Genomic DNA, 19,450 nt, shown 5'->3' on the forward strand with positions numbered 1-19,450 from the left:
CTCAGGCGGCAAACACCTTCTCACCGCCGATCCAGACATCCTTCACATCCAGACTCTCCGACAGGCCGACGATGTCGGCGGCGGTGCCGTTGGCGAAGCGGCCGAGGCGGTGCGCCTGGCCGATCGCTTCGGCAGGATAGAGCGAGGCCATGCGCAAGGCTTCGTCGAGATCGAGTCCGACGACGCGGTGGACGAAGCGAATGGCGGAGATCATGTCGAGGTCGGCGCCGGCCAGCGTGCCGTCGGCAAGCCTGAGACTCCCGTCCTTGCGATAGATGGTGCGGCCGTTGAGCGTGAAGGAGGTCATGTCGGTGCCGATCGTCGCCATAGCGTCGGTGACCAAGAGGATTTTGCCCGGCCCCTTCTTGGCGTTGAGCGCAAGCGTCATCGTGCCCGGGTGGACGTGGATGCCGTCGGCGATGATGCCGGCGTAGAACTTGCCGGTGTCAACGGCCGCTCCGGCCAGTCCCGGCTCGCGATTGCCGATCTGGCTCATGGCGTTGAAAAGATGCGTGACGACCGAGGCACCCGCCTCGGCGAAGGCCGTTGCCGTGGCATAGCCGGTGTCGGAATGGCCGAGGCTGACGACGATGCCGGCTTCGGCCAGCGCCGTGACGCGGGCCGGCTCGACGGATTCCGGCGCGATCGTGGTGAGCAGCACCGGGAGATCCCGGCGCGCGGCGATCAGCGCTGCCTGGTCGGCGTCCGTCATCGGCCGGATCAGGGCCGGGTCATGCGCACCCTTGCGCACGACGGATAGATGCGGCCCTTCGAGATGCAGGCCAAGAAAACCCGGCGCTTTCTTCCGGGCGGCCTCGGCCCCGGCCGCGATGGCCGCGGCCGTGATCGCCGGCGTGTCGGTGATCAGCGTCGGCAGCAGCGCGGTGGTGCCGAACGGCGCGTGCGCCCGGCAGATGGTCTCGATCGAGGCGACATCGGGATGGTCGTTGAGCATGACGCCGCCGCCGCCGTTGACCTGGATGTCGACGAAGCCGGGAACCACCAGGCCGCCACCGGTCTCGACACGGGGCACGCCGGATGGAATGGCGCCGGCGGGCAGAATGGCTTCGACGAGGCCATCCTTGACGAGAAGGGCCGCATCGTCATGCCAGTCGGCGCCGTCGAAGATGCGGGCGCCAATGAGGGCGAAACGGTCGCTCATACGGTTTCCGTCACCTTGCGCAAATTGCGCGGCGCATCCGGATCGAGGCCACGATGGCGGGCGAAGGCCTCGACGAAGCCATAGAAGGACACGATCAGCGGCAGCGGATCCGTCAGCGGATGGCCGGTCGCGACATGCGGCAGCAGCCTGGCGCTCTTTGCCTTGTCGGAAGTGACGAAAGCGGCCGCGCCCTTGGCTGCCAAGCTGTCGGCGGCCTCGGCCACCGAAGGTTCCGACGCGTCGCGGGCGGCGAGCGCCAGGACCGGGAAGCCCGGCCCGACCAGCGCCAGCGGCCCGTGCATGACCTCGGCGGAGCTGTAGGCCTCGGCATGCATGGCGCAGGTTTCCTTGAACTTCAGCGCCGCCTCGCTGGCGATCGCGAAGGAAGGACCACGGCCGAGGATGAACAGCGACCGCGGGGTCTCGAGCGCCGCGGCGAGCGCCATCCAGTCGCAGGCTATGGCCTTCTCGAAATGCTCGGGCAGGCGGGCGAGCGCGGCAAGCAGCGCCTGGTCGCCGGTGCTGTGCGCCATCAGCGCCAGGGCGGCGACGGCCGAATTGACGAAGGTCTTGGTGGCCGCGACGCTGCGCTCAGGGCCGGCAAGAATGTCGATGGCGTAATCCGAGGCGCGCGCCAGCGGCGAGTCGGCGGTGTTGGTGATGGCGACGGTCAGCGCGCCGCCGGCCCTCGCCGTTTCGGCCATGGCGACGATGTCGGGGCTCTTGCCCGATTGCGAGATGGCGAGACAAGCCGAGCCTCGCAGCCGGAGCTTCGCGCCATAGATGGAGGCGATCGACGGGCCGACGGAAGCGACCGCGAGGCCGGCGGTCAGTTCGACCGCATATTTCATGAAGGTGGCGGCGTGGTCGGACGAGCCACGCGCCACGGTGACGACGAAATGCGGATCGCGCTCGCGAAGGCCGCGGCCGGCCTCGGCCAGCACCTTGGCGGAGCCGTCGAGCAGGCGGGCGGTGGCCTGCGGGATCTCCTCGATCTCGCGCCGCATATGGGTTGTGGTAGCGCTCATGGCCGGATCTCCTCTCCCGGCCCGGTCAGCCGGAGTTCCGCGACGAAATCATAGGCGTCGCCCCGATAGATCGAACGGGTGAATTCGATCACCTTGCCGCTCGCCAGATAGGAAATACGTTCGATGTGCAGCCCGGCAACCCCAGGCGGCACTTCCAGGAGCCGCGCGTCGGCGTCGCCGAGATTGGCGGCCGAGATGCGTTGCACTGCCCGCACCGGGCGGTTGCCGGTCAGTTCCAGCGCGGCGTAGAGCGAGGAGCCGATCGCCTCGGGATCGGGCAGCACGCTCGCAGAAATCGCGGCGCGCTCGATCGCCAGCGGCGTGTCGTTGGCGATGCGCAGGCGCGCCACGCGCGCCACCAGTTCGCTCGACGACAGGCCGAGCACCATCATCTCGTCCGGCGAGGGCGCATAGAGGCCGCGATCGAGCCAGGCCGAGCGCACGACCATGCCGCGGCGAGCCATATCCTCGGTGAAGGAGGTGAGCCTGGACAACGACTGCTCGACGCGCTCCATGCGCGGCGCGACGAAGGTGCCTGAGCCATGGCGCTGGACAAGGATGCCGCCCTTGACCAGATCCTGCACCGCCTTGCGCACGGTGACGCGCGAGATGTCGGCCTTGCTGGCGATGTCGCGCTCGGACGGCAGCGCGTCGCCCGGGCCGATCAGGCCGCGATTGACCGCTTCCTCGATGCTTTTCCTGAGCTGCAGGTAAAGCGGCGCGCCGCTTTGCGAGGATTCCTTTAGCATGGCGAAGATCTGGTCGGCGGCGCTCATCGGCCAGCCCCCGATTTGCCGGCGAAGATGCGCGCGGCCATCTGCACCGCTCCGCCGAGCGCGTCGTCGAGCGGGGCTTTCAGCAGCGCCTGGTAACGCGCCGACAGGCGCGGCGCATAAAGCGGCGCCAGGCCGCCGAGCAGGCAGAGCGGAGCATCGTGCGCGAGATCGAGCGCGCCGAGCGAGGCCTCGACATCGGCAACCGCCTTGTCGAGGATCCAGTTGGCGACGAGATCGCCCTTGGCGGCATGCTCGAAGACCTTGGGCGCGAAACCGCCGAAGTCGCCGGGCTTGGCATTGGTGGTGAACTCGACCACGTCCTCGGGATTGTTGCGGAAGACGGCAAGCATCGCTTCCGTCAAAGGCGAGCCGGGACGGATGCCGTCATAGGCGAGCAGCGTCTGCTCGAGCAGATCGCGGCCGATGCGGGCGCCGCTGCCCTGATCGCCGACCTGAAACCCCCAGCCGCCGATGGCGCGCGACTTGCCGTCCTTACGCGCCATATAGGCGGTGCCGGTGCCGAGGATGGCCATGGCGCCGTCGCCCGAGCCGACCGCGCCCTCGAGCGCGATCTCGGCATCGGTCTCGACGCGGCTCTTGCTGAAGGGCAGGATCGCCTCGAGCTGCTGCCTGTAGGTGCCGACATTGGCGCCGGCAAGGCCGAGAATGGCCGGCGTCTCAGGGATCAGTTCCGGATCCTGGCCGGCGGCAATGAAAGCCTGCCTGGCCGCCTCGACGATGTTGGCGCGCGCGCCGGTGAGATCGGTGCGGATATTGGCCGCGCCGCTTTTGGCGCGGCCGACGACAGCGCCGTCGACGGTCGCAAGGGCCGCCCTGCAGCTGGTGCCGCCGCCATCGATGCCAAGCACGAATTTCACGCGATTTCTCCTCCGGCAGGATAATACCAATAAAATACCAATAGCCAAGCGTTAATTTCGGTTTCAAAAAAGATTAAGGCGTATTTTATTGAAAAGTCATCGCAATTTGCCGGCAAGACAGTTTCAGAGCGCAAAACTCGTTAATGGATGTGGACAAGTGGTATTTTTTTGGTATTGTTCGTCCAGTTGGAGGAAAGCGGATGGCCGAAACGCGCACGGAAGCGCTTCATCAAAACGCCGAGGGGCTGGATGTCCAGACCCCGGAAGCCATCCTGGCGTTCCTGGCCAACGCCCAGATCGAGGCCGCAAAGGCCGTGCATGGCGCCATACCGGCGATCGCCGAGGCCGCCGAACTTATCGCAAGACAGTTGAAGGCCGGCGGCAGGCTCGCCTATGCCGCGGCCGGCAGCTCCGGCCTGATGGCTGTTGCCGACGCGCTGGAACTTCCCGGCACGTTCGGCATCGCGCGTGACCGTATCGCCATCCTGATCGCCGGCGGCGACGAAGCCTTCCGCACGCTTGCCGGCGGGCCGGAAGACGACACTGAGGAAGCCGCGGCAGCTGTCGCAAAGGCCAATATCGGCAAGGGCGACTGCCTGATCGCGATCTCGGCCAGCGGCTCCACACCCTATGCCGTCCAGGCGATCGGCGATGCGCGGCGCCGGGGTGCCGCGACGATCGCCATCGCCAACAACAAGGATGCGCCGCTGTTCGGCGAGGCCGATGTCGCCATCCTGCTCGAAACGCCGGCGGAGCTGATCGCCGGCTCGACCCGCATGGGCGCGGGAACCACGCAGAAGATCGCGCTCAACATGCTGTCGACGCTCGCGGCCGTCCATCTCGGCCATGTGCATGACGGCTATATGGTCAACCTCACCGCCGACAACATCAAGCTGCGCGACCGCGCGGTGCGCATGGTCGCCGCCATCAGCGGGCGAAGCCGCGAAGACGCGGCGCGCCTGCTCGAAGAGAGCGGCGGCGGCGTCAAGACTGCCATTCTGCTCGCCGCCGGCGTCGCCAACGCCGATGCGGCCGAGAAGATACTGGAAGGAACCGGCCAGAAGCTCAGGCCGGCGCTTTCCGCGATCGAGGGGAGCAAGGGGCGCTAGCCCCTGTTCTCATCAGAACCGAACCTGAAAAAGGTCAACAGGGAGACTGAACATGACGACCAAACTACTGACGGCCCTTCTGCTCGGCACGAGCATCCTCGGCACGACCGGGATGGCGCTGGCCGAGGACGTGACGCTCAACATCGAGAGCTGGCGCGGCGACGACCTGACCATCTGGAAGGACAAGCTGATCCCGGCCTTCGAGGCCAAGAACCCCGGCATCAAGGTGGTGTTCGCGCCGTCGGCGCCGACCGAGTATGACGCAGCCCTCGGCGCCAAGCTCAGCGCCGGCTCGGCGGGCGACCTGATCACCTGCCGCCCGTTCGACAAGTCGCTTGAGCTGTTCAAGAAGGGCAACCTCGCCGACCTCAGCACGCTGCCCGGCATGGAGAACTTCTCGCCCGTCGCCAAGGCCGCCTGGCAGACCGACGACGGCAAGTCGAGCTTCTGCGTGCCGATGGCTTCGGTCATCCACGGCTTCATCTACAACAAGGACGCCTTCGACAAGCTCGGCCTCAAGGTGCCGACCACGAATGAAGAGTTCTACGCCGTGCTTGACAAGATCAAGGCGGACGGCACCTACATCCCGATGGCGATGGGCACGAAGGACCTCTGGGAAGCGGCGACCATGGGCTACCAGAACATCGGCCCGAACTACTGGAAGGGCGAGGAAGGCCGCCAGGCGCTGATCAAGGGCGAGCAGAAGCTGACCGATGCCGACTGGGTCGAGCCTTACAGGGAACTGGCCAAGTGGAAGCCCTATCTCGGCGACGGCTTCGAGGCGCAGACCTATCCGGACAGCCAGAACCTGTTCACGCTTGGCCGCGCCGCCATCTACCCGGCCGGCTCGTGGGAGATCGGCCTGTTCAACACGCAGGCGCAGTTCAAGATGGGCGCCTTCCCGCCGCCGGTGCAGAAGGCCGGCGACACCTGCTACATCTCCGACCATACCGATATCGGCATGGGCCTGAATGCGGCATCGAAGCACCCGGAAGAAGCCAAGAAGTTCCTGGCCTGGGTCGCCTCGCCGGACTTCGCCACCATCTACGCCAACGCGCTGCCGGGCTTCTTCAGCCTGAACAGCACGCCGGTGAAGATGGAAGACCCGCTGGCGCAGGAATTCGTTTCCTGGCGCGGCAAGTGCAAGTCGACGATCCGCTCGACCTACCAGATCCTGTCGCGCGGCACGCCGAACCTCGAGAACGAGACCTGGGTTGAATCGGCCAACGTGATCAACGGCACCGACACGCCGGAAGCCGCGGCCAAGAAGCTGCAGGACGGCCTCGACAGCTGGTACAAGCCGGCGAAGTAAGCTCAAAGTCAATCGAGCCGGCCGGGCGCCCAGCCCGGCCAGTTCCCCGGAATACATCCGTTTTGAGATAGCGATTGTCGGCGCCGCCTCTCGGTCCTACCCTCATCTTGCGGGGAAGACGAAGCCGTACTGTCGCTGGCCTTTGTCCATCCGTGAAGGGGACAGTCAGGCCATGCATCGAGGCATCAGCTAAGCATCATCGACCTGGAACCGAGAGACGGCGGGGACCGAACTCATGGCCGCACAAACACGACCGAAAAGACCGATCCGCTGGCATATCGGCGTCTTCCTGGCGCCGGCCGTGCTGGTCTACACGGCAATCATGATCCTGCCGCTGGCCGGCACGCTGCAGCTCTCGCTGTTCCGCAACATCGAGCAGCACCAGGTGTTCGTCGGGTTCGACAATTTCCGCACGCTGTTCGGCGACCCCAACTGGTCGGTCAACTTCTGGAATGCGCTCAGGAACAATGTCTGGTTCTTCATCATCCACATGCTGGTGCAGAACCCGATCGGCGTGTTGCTGGCCGCACTTCTCTCCAGCCCGAGGCTGAGGTTCGCTGCCTTCTACCGCACGGCGATCTTCGTGCCGACGATCCTGTCCTTCGTCATCGTCGGCTTTGCCTGGAAGCTGATCCTGTCGCCGATCTGGGGCGTGGCGCCGCATCTGCTCGACTTCGTCGGGCTGAAGAGCCTGTTCACGCCGTGGCTCGGCAAGGAGCAATATGCGCTGACTGCTCTCAGTCTGGTTTCGGTCTGGCAGTTCATCGGCATCCCGATGATGCTGATCTATGCAGCACTTCTGTCGATCCCGGATGAAGTGATCGAGGCCGCCGAATGCGATGGCGTCACCGGCATGGCGCAGTTCTGGAAGATCAAGCTGCCGCTGATCCTGCCGTCGATCGGCATCATCTCGATCCTGACCTTCGTCGGCAATTTCAACGCCTTCGACCTGATCTATACCGCGCAAGGGGCGCTTGCCGGTCCGAACTATTCGACCGACATACTCGGCACCTTCCTCTATCGCGCCTTTTTCGGTTTCCAGCTGCAGGTCGGCGACCCGAACATGGGCGCCGCGATCGCCACGATGATGTTCCTGATCATCCTTGCCGGCGTCTGCGTCTACCTGTTCCTCGTCCAGACGCGTCTGCGTCGCTACCAGTTCTGAGGGCGCCATGAGCCTAGCCACCCGTTCGCTTCCCCGCACCATCGGCGCCCATGCCGTCCTTTTGACCTATACGGCGATCGCGCTGTTTCCGGTGATCCTGGTCATCATGAACTCGTTCAAGTCACGCGCGGGCATATTCGGCGCACCCTTGACGCCGCCGACGCCGAAGACCTTCGATCTGATCGGCTACACGACGGTCATCGGCCAGGGCGACTTCCTGCACTATTTCCAGAACAGCCTCGTCGTCACCGTCGCATCGCTGTTCTTCGTGCTGCTGTTCGGCGCGATGGCGGCTTTCGCGCTGTCGGAATACCGCTTCCGCGGCAACACGATGATGGGGCTCTATCTGGCGCTCGGCATCATGATCCCGATCCGCCTCGGCACCGTCGCCATCCTGCAGCTGATGGTGGCGAGCGGGCTGGTCAACACGCTGACGGCGCTGATCCTGGTCTACACCGCGCAGGGCTTGCCGCTCGCCATCTTCATCCTGTCGGAGTTCATGAAGCAGGTGTCGGACGATCTGAAGAATGCAGGCCGCATCGACGGGTTGTCGGAATACACGATCTTCTTCCGGCTGGTGCTGCCGCTGGTCAGGCCATCCATGGCGACCGTCGCCGTCTTCACCATGATCCCGATCTGGAACGATCTTTGGTTCCCGCTGATCCTGGCGCCGTCGGAAGAGACCAAGACGGTGACGCTCGGCGCGCAGCTCTTCCTCGGCCAGTTCGTCACCAACTGGAACGCGATCCTGGCGGCGCTGTCGCTGGCGATCCTGCCGGTGCTGATCCTCTACGTCATCTTCTCGCGGCAGCTGATCCGCGGCATCACTTCCGGAGCCGTCAAGTGAGTTCAGAAAGACCCCTACGCGTCGTCGTCGCGGGCCTCGGCAATATGGGCCGCAGCCATGCGCTGGCCTATCATACCAATCCGGGCTTCGAGATCGCCGCGCTCGTCAACCGTTCCGACGTGCCGCTGCCGGACGGGCTCGCGAGCTACGGCATCAGGCGCTCGTTCGAGGACGCGCTGCGCGACGAGAAGCCGGATGTCGCCGCGATCGCCACCTATTCGGACAGCCACGCCGACTATGCGATCAAGGCATTCGAGGCGGGCTGCCATGTCTTCGTCGAGAAGCCGCTGGCGACGACAGTGGCGGACGCCAAGCGCGTCGTCGATGCCGCCAAGGCCAACAGCCGGAAGCTGGTGATCGGCTATATCCTGCGCCACCATCCGTCCTGGGTGCGGCTGATCGCCGAAGCGCGCAAGCTCGGCGGGCCCTACGTTTTCCGCATGAACCTCAACCAGCAGTCTTCCGGCCATAGCTGGGAGACGCATAAGCAGTTGATGCAGACGACCTCGCCGATCGTCGACTGCGGCGTGCATTATCTCGACGTGATGCTGCAGATCACCGATGCCAAACCGGTCGAGGTGCGCGGCATGGCGGTCAGGCTGACCGACGAGGTGGCGCCCTCGATGTACAATTACGGCCACCTTCAGGTGCTGTTCGAGGACGGCTCGGTCGGCTGGTACGAGGCCGGCTGGGGCCCGATGATTTCGGAGACCGCCTTCTTCGTGAAGGACGTGATGTCGCCCAGAGGCTGCGTGTCGATCGTGATGAAGGAGGGCGTGAAGTCCGACGACATCGACACCCACACAAAAACCTCGACCATCCGCCTGCATAGTGCGGCGACCGGGCCGGACGGCAAGTTCGCCAATGAGGACGAGCTGCTGTCGATGGAAGGCGAGCCGGGACACCAGGAGCTCTGCGACCTCGAACAGGCCTTCCTGCTCAAGGCCATCCGGGAGGACATCGACCTTACCCGCCACATGGATGACGCGGTGAAGTCGCTCGCCGTCTGCCTGGCCGCCGACGAGAGCGTGCGCAGCGGCGCCCCAATCAAACTCTAGAACAAGGACGAAGCCGTGGGCTCGCTGAACATCGAGAATGTGAAGAAGGCATTCGGACCGGTCGAGGTGCTGAAAGGCATCGACCTCGAGGTCACTGACGGCGAGTTCGTCGTCTTCGTCGGCCCGTCCGGCTGCGGGAAGTCGACGCTGCTGCGCGTCATCGCCGGCCTGGAGGATTCGACCTCCGGCCGCGTGCTGATCGACGGTGACGACGTCTCCGTCACGCCACCCGCAAAACGCGGCATCGCCATGGTCTTCCAGACCTATGCGCTCTATCCGCATCTGACGGTGAAGAACAATATGGGCCTCGGCCTGAAGCAGGCCGGCACGCCTTCGGCCGAGATTGACCGCCGCATCAAGATTGCTTCCGCCATGCTGTCGCTCGAGCCCTATCTCGAGCGCCGGCCGGCGGAACTGTCGGGCGGGCAGCGTCAGCGCGTCGCCATCGGCCGCGCCGTGGTGCGCGAGCCGAAACTCTTTCTCTTCGACGAGCCGCTGTCCAACCTCGATGCGGCATTGCGCGTCAACACAAGGCTCGAGATCGCGCAGCTGCACCGGCGGCTGAAGGCGACGATGATCTATGTGACCCACGACCAGGTCGAGGCGATGACGCTGGCCGACAAGATCGTGGTGCTCAACGCCGGGCGGATCGAGCAGATTGGCAGCCCGATGGAGCTTTATAATTCGCCGGCCAACGATTTCGTCGCCGGCTTCATCGGCTCGCCGAAGATGAATTTCATCGACGGCGCCAAGCTGGGCGAGACGGCGAAAACCGTCGGCGTGCGGCCGGAACATCTGACCGTCGACGCGAAATCCGGCGCCTGGAAAGGCACGGTGGTGCACGCCGAGCATCTCGGCGCCGACACCAACCTCTATCTCGACTGCGAGAAGGCCGGGCTGCTCACCGTGCGCATCTTCGGCGTCTACAACGCCGAGCCGGGCGCCACGCTCTACGCGACGCCGGATCCGGCGAAGACGTATCGGTTCGGGGCGGATGGGAAGGTTTTGAAGTAGGATCGCGACGTAGGTCGGCGCTGCCCCTCACCCCGTGAAGGACGGGGAGAGGGAGGTCGCCAGCGCTGGAGCTCGTCCCTTCTCCCCGTCCTTCACGGGGAGAAGGTGCCGGCAGGCGGATGAGGGGCGGCGCAGCCCTGCGATTTGATCCGCCCCTACTCATCCGCCTTGAACGTCTGCTTCTGCTGGCCCATGCCTTCGATGGCGAGCTCGACGACGTCGCCGGGCTTCAGGAACACCGGCGGCTTCATGCCTAGGCCGACGCCGGGCGGCGTGCCGGTGGAGATGATGTCGCCGGGATGCAGCGACATGAACTGGCTGAGATAGGAGACCAGATACTTCACGCCATAGACCATGGTCTTGGTCGAGCCGTTCTGCATGGTCTTGCCATTGACGGTCAGCCACATCTTGAGGTTCTGCGGGTCGGCGATCTCGTCCTTGGTCACCAGCCAGGGACCGATCGGGCCGAAGGTGTCGCAGGATTTGCCCTTGGTCCACTGGCCCTGGCGCTCGGCCTGGAAGGCGCGCTCGGAAACGTCGTGCGCAACGCAATAGCCGGCAACATAATCCAGCGCGTCGTCCTCGCTGACATACTTCGCCGTCTTGCCGATGACGACGCCGAGTTCGACTTCCCAGTCGGTCTTGACCGAGCCGCGCGGGATGAGCACGTCGTCGTCCGGCCCGACGATGGCCGAGCTTGCCTTCATGAAGATGATCGGCTCCGGCGGCACAGTGGCGCCGGTCTCGGCGGCATGGTCGGAATAATTGAGGCCGATGCAGATGAATTTTCCGGTGCCGGCGACGCAAGCGCCCAGGCGCGGCTTGCCGGATACCGCCGGCAGCGATTTCGGATCGAGCTTGGAGAGCATCTCCAGCGAGGCCGGATGAAGCGCCGTCCCGGCGATGTCGGCGACATAGGCCGAAAGGTCGCGGATCATGCCATCCTGATCGAGCAGGCCGGGACGTTCGCTCCCCACCTCGCCATAGCGCAGCAACTTCATCTTTATTCTCCTACTTGCGGCACAAGGCCGTTTTGCAAAATTCTTCGCTCAAGGCGATGCCTGTCGCGAAATCGGGCGGACCGTAGCCAGCGACCTTGCGCCCGGCAAGCGCAGACGCCGCACGAGCGGCCGGGCGGGCAGGATTTTTCAGACTATCGATGCTTCCGACAAACGCGGAGGCCATATCCGATCTTCCTGTTCGCCCGCCATCTATTCCCGAACCGCCACGATTTTTCCGAACGAAAGTCAGATCGACCAGCCGCCGTCGATATTGTAGGCCTGCCCGCTCGTATAGGTCGCTCCCGCCAGATAGACGGCGAGATCGGCGATCTCCTCGGGCGTGCCAAGCCGACCCATGGGCTGGCGGGCGATGAAGGCCGCGCGGGCTGCTTCGTAATCCCCCTGCGCATGCATGCGATCCTGCAGCGACGGGCTCTCGACGGTACCCGGGCAGATGGCGTTGCAGCGTATGCCCTTGGCGACATAGTCGGCGGCGACCGCCTTAGTGAGACCGACGACTGCCGCCTTGGTCAAGCCGTAGACGAAGCGGTTCGGCACGCCCTTCTGCGAGCTCGCCAGCGAGGCCATGTTGATGATCGAACCATCGCCACGCTCCAGCATGCCGGGCAGCACCGCGCGGATGGTGCGGATCATCGAGCGGACGTTGAGGTTCAAGGCGAAGTCGAGATCGGCATCCGTCATTTCGAGGATCGAGCCTGAATGAACGAAGCCGGCGCAGTTGAACAGCACATCGACCGGGCCGATCTCGGCGAAGGCGGCAGCGACGGCCGCATCGTTCAGCACGTCTAGCTTGCGGGTCTTTATGCCGGAAGTCTTGGCGAGCTCGGCCAAAAGCTGCTCGTTGATGTCGGTGGCATGAACGGTGGCGCCTGCCTTGGCGAAAGCCAGCGCGCTCGCCCGCCCAATGCCTTGCGCCGCCGCGGTGACCACAACCACCTTGCCTGCCAGATCCGCCATGCTTCTCTCCTCGCCTGCCTGGTGCGTCCGACTCTATCGATGACCCGGCTGCGGCGTCGTGTACCAGACAGCCGGCGTCGTGCGGCCTACGCTGTTGCTGGTTTCACATATAAAGATGTTTTTTCTCGTTAAAGAACACGAGCACAAGCGTCAAGTCCTAACGCGACCACCTTCGCGGCGGCCAAATGTCTCCGGCGCACCGAATACCGTTGCCCCAAAAGGCGCTGCCGCGCTTCAAGTGATTCAGTCGCCGTAAGGCACCCAGACGTTCTTGACCTCGATGGCGCGGCGCAGGAAGGCCTCGCCGGCGGCTTCGCTCGAGGCCCAGTCGAGGCTGCGGCCATCGCCGGTCCAGACGCGCTTGAGATTGCCGATGGAATCGGCCTCCGCCTTGGCGCAGGTGTCGGCATCGGCAAAGACCCACAGGCCGTCGACGTCGTCATGCTTGGCCAGCACGCCGCAAAGCTCGGCACTGCGGCCGGTGACGATGTTGATGGCGCCGGCCGGGATGTCCGAATACTCGATCACCTGGTAGAGGTCGGTCGCAAGCAGCGGGTGGCGCTCTGACGGGACGGCCACCACCGTGTTGCCCATGGCAAGTGCCGGCGCCACCAGCGAGATGAAGCCCAGCAGAGGCTGGTTGTCCGGCGCCACGATGCCGACGACGCCCACCGGTTCATGCAGCGCAAGCGTCACGACGCGGGCCGGTGGCTGGTGGACGCGACCCTCGAACTTGTCGGTGAGGCCGGCATAGAGGAACAGCCGTTCGATCGACTGCTCGACCTCCTCGCGCGCGGCCTTCGCCGTAACGCCGGTCAGTTGGACGAGGCGCGCCGCGAATTCGTCGGCGCGGCCCGAAAGGTTTTCGGCGAAATAATAGAGCACCTGGCTGCGATTGAAGGCCGTCGCGTCCGGCCAGGCCTTGCAGGCGCGCGCGGCGGCGACCGCATCGCGGATGTCCTTGCGGTTGCCGAGGCCGACCTCGCCGGCAAGCTTGCCCTTGGCGGTGGCGACAGCCAGCGAATAGTTACCGTCCGGCCGCACCTGCTTGCCGCCGATGAACAGCTTTGCCGTGCGGTCGATGGCCGTGCCGTCGGCCTGCTCGACAGGTTGGGCCGAGGCTCGCGCCGCCGGCTTGATAGAAGGCGCCACGGGCAGCTTTGCCGTGAGATATTCGAACATGCCTTCGCGCCCGCCCTCGCGGCCAAAGCCACTTTCGCGATAGCCGCCGAAGCCGCAGGCAGCATCGAACATATTGGTGCCATTGACCCAAACGACACCGGCCTTCAGTTGCGGGGCGACGTGCAGCGCAAGGTTGACGTTCTCGCTCCACACAGAAGCGGCAAGGCCATAGCGCGTGTTGTTGGCAAGCTCGATCGCTTCCTCGGTGTTGCGGAAGCTCATCGTCGCCAGCACCGGGCCGAAGACCTCTTCCTGCGCTAGGATATTAGCCGGCGAAACAGAAGTCGCGAGCGTCGGCAGGTGATAATAGCCTGTTGTCGGCAGTGCGGCGTCGGGCTGCCAGCAGACGGCACCCTGCCTGGCGCCTTCGGCGATCAGGCCCCTGACGCGGTCGAGTTGGGTGCGGTCGACGAGCGGGCCGATGTCGGTGTTCTTGTCGAGCGGGCTGCCGACGCGCAGCCGGCTCATCCTGACTTTGACCTTGGCGATGAAGGCCTCGGCGACGCCTTCCTGCACCAGGAGGCGCGAGCCGGCGCAGCAGACCTGGCCCTGGTTGAACCAGATGCCGTCGACCAGACCTTCGACGGCGCTGTCGAGATCGGCATCCTCGAAAACGACGAACGCCGACTTGCCGCCAAGCTCCAGCGACAGCTTCTTGCCCGATCCGGCCGTCGCCTTGCGAATGATCTTGCCGACTTCCGACGAGCCGGTGAAGGCGATCTTCTGGACGCCGGGATGATTGACGATCGCAGCACCCGCCTCGGGCCCGCCCTGGACAATGTTGACGACGCCTTTCGGCACGCCTGCCCGCTCGCAAATCTCGGCAAAGAGGATCGCGGTAAGCGGCGTGAATTCGGCCGGCTTCAGCACCACGGTGCAGCCGGCGGCAAGCGCGGGCGCGATCTTCCAGGCCAGCATCAGCAGGGGGAAATTCCACGGGATGACCTGGCCGACAACGCCAACCGCCTTCTGATCGGGAAAATCCTTCTCAAGCGTCTGCGCCCAGCCTGCATGATGGATGAAGTGGCGGATCGCCAAAGGCACGTCGATGTCGCGGCTCTCGCGGATCGGCTTGCCGTTGTCGATCGATTCCAGCACGGCGAACAGGCGCTGGTGGCGCTGCATGGCGCGGCCGATGGCATAGAGCACCTTGGCTCTACTGTAACCCGAACTGGCGCTCCATTTGGGCAACGCCCTTGCGGCCGCCGCGACCGCGGCGTCGATATCGGCGGCGCCCGCATCCGACACCTTGGCGAGCAGCTTGCCGGAGGACGGTTCGCTGGTATCGAAGGTCTTGCCGCTCGCCGCCGCCTTCCAGGCGCCGTCGATGAACAGCGCTTTTGCGAAATCGCGCGAGGCTAACCAGGCATCGGCTTCGTTGCGGGCTTCCGGCGCCGGGCCGTATTCCATGGCGCGATAGCGTTCGAGGATGTTCATGGGGCGGCTCCTTTACCCTCCCCCTTGTGGGGAGGGTCGATCGGCAGAGCCGATCGGGGTGGGGGTAAATGGCTAGTGGATTGGTGCATTTGACAGGTTGATTTGTTTTCTTGACCCCCACCCCGCCGCTTCGCGGCGACCCTCCCCACAAGGGGGAGGGCGCTCAAGCCATCGCGTGGCGATGGTTGGCCGAGTAGTGGCCGGTCAGGTGATGCTCGAGCTGGCGCTCGATGTCGGTAAGCAGGCTGGACGCGCCGAAGCGGAAGAGGTCCGGCTCGAGCCAGGGCCGGCCGAGCTCTTCCTTCATCAGCACCAGCCAGTCGAGCGAGACTTTCGCTGTCGAAATGCCGCCCGCCGGCTTGAAGCCGATGAGATAGCCGGTCTCCTCGAAATAGGCGCGGATGGCGCGCACCATGGCGAGGCCGATGGGAAGCGTGGCGTTGACGCTTTCCTTGCCGGTCGAGGTCTTGATGAAATCGGCGCCCGCCATCATCGCCACCATGGAGGCCAGCATCACGTTGCGCAGCGTGGCGAGGTCGCCGGTGCCGAGGATGACCTTGAGATGCGCCTCGCCGCAGGCGGCTCGCATGGCGACGATCTCGTTGAACAGCTCGCGCCACTTGGCGCCGTAAACCAGGCCGCGCGGGATGACCACGTCGATCTCGTCGGCGCCGTCGCGCACCGAGGCTTCGATCTCCTGCAGGCGTGTCGAGAGCGGCGCAAGCCCGTGCGGGAAGGCGGTGGAAACGGCGGCGACATGGACGCCGGTGCCGCGCAGCGCGTCGACCGCGGTGGCGACGAAGGGATGGTAGACGCAGACCGCTGCCGGGCGGATCGTCTCGCCGGCGATGCCGAGACCCTCGACGATATCCTTGCGTAGCGGATTGATCGCCTTGGCGCAGAGCCGGCGCACGCGCTCGTCGGTATCGTTGGAGTTCAGCGTGGTGAGGTCCATGCAGGCGATCGCCCGCAGCAGCCAGGCCGCCTGGTTGTCGGCCTTGATCGAGCGCCGTTTGGTCAGCGTGGCGACACGGCGTTCCAGCGCCGAGCGATTGACGCTGCGCACCGATTCGAGGAAGCCGAGATCGAGCTTCATGCCGGGATTGCGGGCGATGCCATGCTCGGATGGCATCGGCATGTTGGCGGCGGCACGCGCCGGCAGCGGCATAACCTTGGACGCACCGGCGCCTGCGCCGGCCTCGCGGATCGTGCTCATCTCCTGCCCTTTCACTCAGCGACCTCAGCCGAAGATAACCCGCGAAGGTGTCCTTCACGAGTCCTTCAGTGGCTCATAGCGGAAAAAGACAGCAAAAGCAGTAGATTTTTGACCGTATGGTCAAAACACCGATATTGACTGGATGGCGACTGGATGGCGACGCGCCTCAGCCGACGAAGGCGCGCTCGACGACGAAGCTGGCCGGATGGCTGAGCGAGCCCTCCTGGAAGCCGAGGCTCTCGGCAAGCTCCTTGACGTCCTTCAACATGTGCATCGAGCCGCAGATCATGATGCGGTCGGTCTCGGGATTGAGCTTGTCGATGCCGAGGTCGGAATAGAACTTGCCCGAGCCAATCAGCGCCGTGATGCGGCCCATGCGCGCCGATTCCTCGCGGGTCGTCGAATTGTAGAGCGTGACCCGGCCGCCGGTCAGCTCGCCGATCAGCGGATCGGTCTCGAGCGCGGCCACCAGCTCCTGGCCGTAGGTGAGCTCGGCATTGTCGCGGCAGGTGTGGGTGAGGATGACCTGGTCGAACTTCTCATAGGTGTCGGGATCGCGAAGCAGGCTGGCGAAGGGCGCGATTCCGGTGCCGGTCGAGATCATGAACACGCGCTTGGCGGGCGTCAGCGCATCGAGCACCAACGTGCCCGTCGACTTCTGGCGCATGATGACCGTGTCGCCGACCTCAATCTTCTGCAGCTCGGAGGTCAGCGGACCATCCGGCACCTTGATCGAGAAAAATTCGAGCTCGTCATCCCAGGCGGGGCTGGCGACAGAATAGGCGCGGAAGATCGGCTTCTCGGCATTGGGCAACCCGATCATGACGAACTCGCCGGAGCGGAAACGCAGCGACTGCGGGCGAGTGATGCGGAACGAGAACAGCCGGTCGGTGTAATGCTTCACCGACACCACGGTCTCGGCATAGACATTGGCCGGGATCGGGAACTGCAGTGGCTTTGCGCCGGCAACATTCAACGCGGATGTCGTGTTCATCAACCCAACTTTCCGGCGCGGACGCGAGACGCTGGCGCCAAACTTTCTCCTGCGCGCCCGAACGGTCAGGTTCCGGCGTGCCCTTCGCACACTGCCAAGCGGTAAGCTCTTGTGTCGGGAATTTATTAGTATACAAATGATCTTCAGGTCAAGATGGCAGCGTAAAACGCCTTTCCAAACCGAGGCATATCCGTAGTCCTGGCATTTCGGGTTTCGGCAATGAATGAGAAATTTTCGGCGTTGGCGGGAAGCGTCGTTGCCGGCATCGATGTCGGCGGAACCTTCACCGATCTGCTTTTGATCGATGGCAAGGCGGGCGGCAAGGTGCATATCGCCAAGACGCCGACGACAGTTGAAAATCAGGCCTTTGGCGTGGTCGCTGCGCTTGGCGCCACCGGCTTTCCGGTCGACGGCATCGACCTCATCGTGCACGGCACGACCACGACCACCAACGCCGTGCTGGAGCGCCGGCTGGCGCGAACCGGCATGATCACCACGCGCGGCTTCCGCGACGTGATCGAGCTTGGCAGGCGCACCCGACCGCAGCCCTACGGCATGACCGGAACCTTTGTCCCTATCATCTCCCGCGACCTGCGGCTCGAAGTGTCGGAGCGCGTCGAGGCCTCCGGCGCTGTCCGCGCCCCGCTCGACGAGGCGGAAATGCGCGATGCGGTGAAGCGGCTGCTCGTCGCCGGCTGCGAGTCGCTCGTCATCCATTTCCTGCACTCCTACGCCAACCCCGCGCATGAGCGGCGCGCGGCGGAGATCGCGGCGGAACTCTGGCCGAACGGCCACATCACCACCGGCCATGCGCTGCTTTCGGAGGCGCGGGAGTTCGAGCGCGGCGTAACGGCCGCGGTCAACGCCTCGGTGCAGCCGATCCTGGAACGCTACGTCGAGCGGCTGCGCAAGGAACTCGCCGCGAAGGGCTATGGCCGCGACTTCCTGATCATGAACGGCAATGGCGGCATGATCTCGGCCCGTTTCGTCACGCTGGAATCAGCAAAGACCGTGATGTCCGGGCCGGCCTCCGGCGTGATCGCCGCCGCCTATACCGGAAAGCGCGCCGGCTTCGGCAATCTCGTCACCTACGACATGGGCGGCACCTCGACCGACGTGGCGCTGATCCGCAATGCCGAGCCCGCCGTCTCGAACGAGATCGAGATCGAATATGCGATGCCGATTCACGTGCCGATGGTGGCGGTGCACACCGTCGGCGCCGGCGGCGGCTCGATCGCCCGCGTCGATGCCGCCGGACTGATCCAGATCGGCCCGGAAAGCGCCGGCGCCAATCCCGGTCCGATCTGCTACGGGCGCGGCGGCACCGAGCCGACCATCACCGACGCCAATCTTGTGCTGGGGCGCCTGGCGCCGAAGAAGTTGCTCGCGGTCGACAATCCGGTCACCGTCGAGCGGGTCACGGGCATATTCGAGGACAGGATCGGCAGGCGGACCGGCCTTTCCGGCGTCGACGCGGCGGGTGCGGTGCTGAGGCTCGGCAACATGAAGATGGCGGGCGCCATCCGCATGGTTTCGGTGTCGCGCGGCCACGACCCACGCGACTTCGCCCTGTTCGCCTTCGGTGGCGCCGGGCCGCTGCATGCGACGGCGCTCGCCCGCGAACTCGGCCTGCCCCGGGTGCTGGTGCCGGCGCGCCCCGGCATCACCAACGCCCTCGGCTGTGTCGTCGCCGACCTCCGCCACGACTTCGTCAATACGGTCAACCAGCCGGTGGCGAGCCTCGACGAAGCGAAGCTTCGCGAGGTATTGGAACGGCACCGGAACGAAGGCGAGGCGCTGATCGCCAAGGAAGCGGTGAAGCCGGACGCGATCCGCGTCACCCATTCCGCCGACATGCAGTTCGTCGGCCAGACGCATATCATCAACGTGCCGCTGCCCTCCTCTTCGGTCACTCGGGCAACGCTGCAGCAGCTGTTCGAGAAGGCCTATTTCGCCCGCTTCAAGGTCGAGTTGCCGGAGATCCGCGCCAACCTCGTCAACCTCAACACCTCGGTGACCGGCGTGCGGCCGCAAATCGACCTGTCGAAGCTGATCGACCCGGCGGGGCGCGCGGCGATGCTCGATGACGCGCGGCGCGAGATCCGGCCGGTCTGGTATCACGGCAGCTGGCACGACACGCCGGTCTATGCCCGCGAAAAGCTGCCGCTCGACGCCGTCATCGAGGGGCCCGCGATCCTGGAACAGATGGATGCCACCACCGTATTGGAGCCCGGCGACCATGCGCGCTCGGACGCCGACGGCAACATCATCATCGACATCGGCGAGGCCTAAT

At 65.1% G+C, this 19,450-nt stretch carries 16 protein-coding genes; 7 read left to right on the plus strand and 9 right to left on the minus strand.

Annotation, left to right across the window (positions count from 1 at the left end; genetic code table 11):
• Position 1: 1 nt before the first annotated feature.
• The 4 genes from nagA to AU465_RS23320 are packed head-to-tail and all read right to left on the minus strand — an operon-like array spanning position 2 to position 3,844.
• Positions 2–1,162: an N-acetylglucosamine-6-phosphate deacetylase gene (gene nagA, locus AU465_RS23305; protein WP_192253603.1), complete on the minus strand. Its 1,161-nt coding sequence runs from the start codon at positions 1,160–1,162 to the stop codon at positions 2–4.
• Entirely contained in the window at positions 1,159–2,190 is a 1,032-nt protein-coding gene (locus tag AU465_RS23310) for an SIS domain-containing protein (protein WP_192253605.1), read from the minus strand. Before AU465_RS23310 ends, nagA begins: the two co-directional genes overlap by 4 nt.
• Complete coding sequence (locus AU465_RS23315) at positions 2,187–2,966, minus strand: GntR family transcriptional regulator (RefSeq protein ID WP_127424739.1); 780 nt, start codon at positions 2,964–2,966, stop codon at positions 2,187–2,189. The genes AU465_RS23310 and AU465_RS23315 overlap by 4 nt, the downstream gene beginning before the upstream one ends.
• Complete coding sequence (locus AU465_RS23320) at positions 2,963–3,844, minus strand: glucosamine kinase nucleotide-binding domain-containing protein (protein ID WP_192253607.1); 882 nt, start codon at positions 3,842–3,844, stop codon at positions 2,963–2,965. The genes AU465_RS23315 and AU465_RS23320 overlap by 4 nt, the downstream gene beginning before the upstream one ends.
• Before the next feature lie 200 nt (positions 3,845–4,044).
• Between AU465_RS23320 and AU465_RS23325 the strand changes: the two genes are divergently transcribed.
• The 6 genes from AU465_RS23325 (at position 4,045) to AU465_RS23350 (ending at position 10,349) form a co-directional block, all read left to right on the plus strand.
• Positions 4,045–4,953, plus strand: a complete 909-nt coding sequence (locus tag AU465_RS23325) for an N-acetylmuramic acid 6-phosphate etherase (RefSeq protein ID WP_192253609.1) — start codon at positions 4,045–4,047, stop codon at positions 4,951–4,953.
• A gap of 52 nt (positions 4,954–5,005) precedes the next feature.
• The gene (locus tag AU465_RS23330) at positions 5,006–6,265 is read left to right on the plus strand and encodes an ABC transporter substrate-binding protein (protein WP_192253611.1); all 1,260 of its coding nucleotides are present in this window, start codon (positions 5,006–5,008) and stop codon (positions 6,263–6,265) included.
• Between the two features lie 235 nt (positions 6,266–6,500).
• Complete coding sequence (locus tag AU465_RS23335; RefSeq protein WP_192253613.1) at positions 6,501–7,430, plus strand: carbohydrate ABC transporter permease; 930 nt, start codon at positions 6,501–6,503, stop codon at positions 7,428–7,430.
• A 7-nt stretch (positions 7,431–7,437) separates the two neighbouring features.
• Entirely contained in the window at positions 7,438–8,277 is an 840-nt protein-coding gene (locus AU465_RS23340) for a carbohydrate ABC transporter permease (RefSeq protein WP_192253615.1), read from the plus strand.
• A complete protein-coding gene (locus AU465_RS23345) occupies positions 8,274–9,335 on the plus strand; it encodes a Gfo/Idh/MocA family protein (RefSeq protein ID WP_192253617.1) in 1,062 nt (353 codons plus the stop codon). Before AU465_RS23340 ends, AU465_RS23345 begins: the two co-directional genes overlap by 4 nt.
• A gap of 15 nt (positions 9,336–9,350) precedes the next feature.
• Entirely contained in the window at positions 9,351–10,349 is a 999-nt protein-coding gene (locus AU465_RS23350) for an ABC transporter ATP-binding protein (protein ID WP_192253619.1), read from the plus strand.
• Between the two features lie 155 nt (positions 10,350–10,504).
• Here AU465_RS23350 and AU465_RS23355 read toward each other — a convergent pair whose 3' ends face one another.
• The 5 genes from AU465_RS23355 to AU465_RS23375 all read right to left on the minus strand — a co-directional run bounded on the left by AU465_RS23355 (position 10,505) and on the right by AU465_RS23375 (position 17,157).
• The gene (locus AU465_RS23355) at positions 10,505–11,350 is read right to left on the minus strand and encodes a fumarylacetoacetate hydrolase family protein (RefSeq protein ID WP_192253621.1); all 846 of its coding nucleotides are present in this window, start codon (positions 11,348–11,350) and stop codon (positions 10,505–10,507) included.
• 246 nt (positions 11,351–11,596) lie between these two features.
• Complete coding sequence (locus AU465_RS23360; protein WP_192253622.1) at positions 11,597–12,328, minus strand: SDR family oxidoreductase; 732 nt, start codon at positions 12,326–12,328, stop codon at positions 11,597–11,599.
• Positions 12,329–12,571: 243 nt separating this feature from the next.
• Entirely contained in the window at positions 12,572–14,947 is a 2,376-nt protein-coding gene (locus AU465_RS23365; RefSeq protein WP_192253624.1) for an aldehyde dehydrogenase family protein, read from the minus strand.
• A gap of 163 nt (positions 14,948–15,110) precedes the next feature.
• Positions 15,111–16,163, minus strand: coding sequence for a deoxyribose-phosphate aldolase (gene deoC / locus AU465_RS23370; RefSeq protein WP_192253626.1), 1,053 nt, complete (start codon positions 16,161–16,163; stop codon positions 15,111–15,113).
• Between the two features lie 166 nt (positions 16,164–16,329).
• Positions 16,330–17,157 (minus strand): ferredoxin--NADP reductase, encoded by an 828-nt coding sequence (locus AU465_RS23375; protein ID WP_192253628.1) that lies wholly within the window; start codon positions 17,155–17,157, stop codon positions 16,330–16,332.
• Positions 17,158–17,376: 219 nt separating this feature from the next.
• Between AU465_RS23375 and AU465_RS23380 the strand changes: the two genes are divergently transcribed.
• A complete protein-coding gene (locus tag AU465_RS23380) occupies positions 17,377–19,449 on the plus strand; it encodes a hydantoinase/oxoprolinase family protein (protein ID WP_192253630.1) in 2,073 nt (690 codons plus the stop codon).
• Position 19,450 lies beyond the last annotated feature (1 nt).

This window comes from Mesorhizobium silamurunense, assembly GCF_014843905.1.
GTDB lineage: Bacteria > Pseudomonadota > Alphaproteobacteria > Rhizobiales > Rhizobiaceae > Mesorhizobium > Mesorhizobium silamurunense.